This window comes from Allocoleopsis sp., from assembly GCF_036703385.1.
Lineage (GTDB): Bacteria > Cyanobacteriota > Cyanobacteriia > Cyanobacteriales > Coleofasciculaceae > Allocoleopsis.
Map to the genome: position 1 here is coordinate 1 of NZ_DATNPA010000628.1, position 3,936 is coordinate 3,936.

3 protein-coding genes are annotated in these 3,936 nt (G+C 45.6%); 1 reads left to right on the top strand and 2 read right to left on the bottom strand.

Features of this window, described 5'->3' with window-relative positions:
• A partial coding sequence (locus V6C93_RS29955) for a class I SAM-dependent methyltransferase (protein ID WP_333480333.1) occupies window positions 1–609 on the bottom strand: 609 nt, incomplete at its 3' end.
• Between the two features lie 279 nt (window positions 610–888).
• On the opposite strand from V6C93_RS29955, the gene V6C93_RS29960 reads away from it, so the two are divergent.
• A complete protein-coding gene (locus tag V6C93_RS29960) occupies window positions 889–2,568 on the top strand; it encodes a sensor histidine kinase (RefSeq protein ID WP_414644310.1) in 1,680 nt (559 codons plus the stop codon).
• Window positions 2,569–2,581: 13 nt separating this feature from the next.
• Here the strand turns inward: V6C93_RS29960 and V6C93_RS29965 are convergent.
• Window positions 2,582–3,936: LIC_10190 family membrane protein (locus V6C93_RS29965; RefSeq protein WP_333480335.1), on the bottom strand; the 1,355-nt coding region annotated here is incomplete at its 5' end.

A 3,936-nucleotide genomic window follows, 5' to 3' on the forward strand; every position in this document is an offset into this window, starting at 1 on the left:
GCCACCACCAAGGCCGAACATTTGGAGAAAATTAGGTGCGGCTGACTGACGCGCAACCATTTCTGGAGGGCTAAATCCGGGGACAGCCTGAAAGTAACCCTTGACGAGTTCTACGCGGCTTTGTTCTGTGCCCTCCCGCCATGCTGCGATCGCTTTTTGGAAGAACATCCGGTTAGAAAAGCTGAAAATCGCAATACCACCGGGTTTCAGGATACGGTGAATCTCGGAAAACACGGCATCTGGGTATTGCAGATACTGAACGGAAACGCAGTTGAGGACAGCATCAAAATCTTGATCGGCTAGGGGAAGCTTGGGATTTTGGTTAAGGTCTTGAACGAAGTAATGATTCAGTCGAGGATTTCGAGCCAGTTCTTCCTCGTTCATCCCGTGCCCTTCGACGTGAGCAAATTCCATTTCCTCAGGAAGGTGGGAAACCCAACTGCTCATCATATCCAAGATTCGGGTATTTGGCTTAAGGCGATCGCCATACAGTTGGGTTAATTGATCGATAAAACCTTCATCAACATGAGTGACAAAGCGTGGAACCGAGTAAAACAGTGTGTCGTCAGTATCGTCAAGTTTGGTGCGTTGATGGGGTCGCAGCTGCATAATCATGAACCCAGAAGAGCTATACCCTTCTCAGTTTAAGGAAAAATTACGAAATATTAAGCTGTTTTCTTCTCCTTCTCACTGCACTTCTCAAGCTGGTATGAGAAATTTGATAATCTTGATTACAAGGTCTGAATGTACAGACTTGCCACTCCTAACGGAGATCGCGACTAATTAGTTCGGTTATACCACCCCAGATGGATGACGAATACTATTAACCTCGTAATCAGAAGAGCAGATATTTTTAGCGACTGCACTTGCTGTGAATGGGGATAGATCGTGGTGCAAAAGTGGTTATTGCCAAGCATAAGTGAAGTTTTAGCCCAAAGGGAACAGACTGGGCTTGAGCGCAAAGTTGCGCCTGAAGATGAGTACGCGGCTGGGATAGGGAACGGGAACCAAGGTGCCAGCAGTCGCCGTGAAAAAGTGCGTGCGATAACGCAGCAGGAGGCAGCAACCGTAAAAGCACAACGGGAATGGCAGAGTGCAAGAGCAACTCTGGAGCAGTTGCTCTTGCAAGCCAGCGCGGCTTCCCCGTCAGACCCCGCTCATTGTGATCAGTCGTCACGGCAAGGCTTGGTCTTAGCCGGCCCTGTACCCGTTTTGAGCAACCCAGACCTGCTTGCCCGTTTCCAGACCGGGATTTTTACGAGCGAAGCCTATAAAGTGCTGGCTTGGATGCCTTTTCAACTGCCCCCTGCTCATACTGAGCCGTGTCAGCAGACTGATAGCACACCCTATGAGCTACCTTTACTTCCAGCAGACCCACTGGCATCCGAACAGTTTTGTTTAGTGTTTACCAAGAGCTTTAGTTTAGTCATGGTTGTTGGAGAAGATCTGACAGGCATTCCCGCTTTTCAGTTTTCCTTTGACCCACAAGACATCCAACACGCTTGGACAGCACTCCGCCTGCGGATGGTACTAACTACTCCTCAGCAGCTGTGCCAGTTAGAATCTTTAATCGAACAGTTTGCGCCGAAGCCGCCCGACTACCGCATCGTGATGGAGTTTGGTCGTAAGCTCCTCCAGAATTTACCAGAACCGCCTGACGCACAGAAAGTCCAAACAATAGCGATCGCCTCTACAGGGTCAAACGTAAACCCTGAAAAATCTCAGCCACGGGGCGATACCTTTCCAGTCGGTCGTCGTTGGGAACCTGTGGTGAAAAAAGAGGAGCGAGGTGTCAGTAAAATCTCTAACCCTCAGGAAGCAACACCTGATGTGGAACTGCTGAAAGCACTGACTCATGAAATTCGCACGCCACTGACAACAATTCGGACTTTGACTAAACTTCTACTGAAGCGGCGCGATCTGCCTTCGGAAGTCATGCGGCGTCTGGAAATTATTGACCATGAGTGTACCGAGCAAATCAACCGTATGGAACTGATTTTCCGGGCAGCCGAATTAGAGACAGCCGCTGTTAAGCAAGTTCCGCTTAACCTCACCTCCATGTCATTGGATCAGATCTTCCAACACAGTATCCCCCGGTGGCAAAAGCAAGCCGCAAGGCGTAATTTAACCTTGGAGGTCATTTTGCCCCAAAAGCTGCCAACGGTGGTGAGCAATCCCGCCATGCTGGATCAGGTACTGACCGGTTTGGTGGAGAATTTTACCCGCTCTCTGCCAGCGGGCGGTCACATCCAAGTGCAGGTTACACCCACCGGAGACCAGCTCAAGCTGCAATTTCAGTCTCAGTCCGATCAGGATACAAACAGCAACTCAACCAACTCAGCCAACTTCAGCTGCTCGACGTTGCAGTCGCTCGGTCAACTACTGATGTTCCAGCCAGAAACTGGTAGTGTTAGTTTAAATCTCAGTGTGACGAAACATTTGTTCCAAGCCTTGGGAGGAAAACTGATTGTGCGCCAACGACCCCAAGAAGGTGAAGTGATGACGATTTTCCTGCCTTTAGAGGTCAGTGATACTCAACTATATAATCAAAACGGCATCCTCGCTTAGATCTGATCGGTGCTTAATTTCGTATAAATCCTTTTGCAATACCCCTTTCTGGGTCACGAAGTCTAATAGTTTCAGAGATCGGAGTTGGTGTGCAGGGTAGTTCTGCTGCCCAACATAAACCTTCCGTTGATGTGACAGTAGAAATTACATACTTTATATCGTTAGTTTGTCTATTTAATAATTGAGCTGAGTTCGGTATTAGAAGTTGGGCTGGCAAAATTAAATATTGTAGATTATTAGAGTGAAATAGAAAAAACTTGAGGTAAATCACGACAATTAAAACTAGAGGAACTCTTAAAAAGAATTTATTATTATTTTTACGGGAATAGAACCAGGCAACCAGAGAAACAATAACTGTAATTCCCGCTAAAGCTAAGCTAGTCTTGGATAACCCCAACAATAAACAGTAAATTAATGTCCCTAAGATAATGGTTACTGCCGTTACTAAGAAGGGAGAACTGATATAACAGTAGGCAGTCATTAATAGAGCTGGCAGGAGACAAAAGTATCCTAGCCCAAATCTTAAAGAGGGAGCCCGGTATATCATAAAACTAATTCCAAATAGACCCAGAGCTAAAATATAATTTTTGCTCCGAACTCGAATCTTATTTAATGACTTACTTATAGCAAGACTAGATAAAAGAGAGCAAATCAGTAGAAAAGCTGCCGCTCTTTCAACTTTTATCCAGTGGGCAAACCAATTCCAGGAATTGGCATTTGCAGGAGGAAACCCATTCCATCTAGCCCAATCTAGAATAATTTTAGACATATTTTCCGCATTTTTCGCCCCTACAGACCAAGGCAAATCCATGCACATGAAAGATGAGGGATAGAGAGGGCATCCAGAGGTTATAATTCCGAAGCCTAACATAGGCAATATCAGTAAAAAAATGATAGCGCAACAGATAAAAATGCGAAGAATGCTCAACCTTCTTCCCAGAATATAGAAGAGGCTAGAGACCAGTAATAGAGGAATAGCACTCAGCTTTATGGTTGTAGCTCCGGCTGATAGAATTAGAGGAAGGATTGTAGAATCTAATAGAGTATTTTTTTCTGGCTTATTTTTTCTATTTAAAATCATATAGACCCAAACAACTATCCCCGTAAGAATGATTGAAGGCAAATCGGGCGAGGGGGATATTGGCATTCCATACAAACTAATGGTTGGAAGGCACAGGAAGGAGAAAATTACTATGAACCAATCTTCAAACAAACCCCGTTCTTGCCAAATCCGAGTGAGACAAATTAGAAAATGTAGACTGGCTAATAGAAAGGCAAAGCCACTTGTAAGCGCTGCTGTTCTAGCCTCAAAAATCCCAGCGTTAAAGGGAGCCGCTAAGGCAAACCAAGACGAAGTAAAGCCAAAGC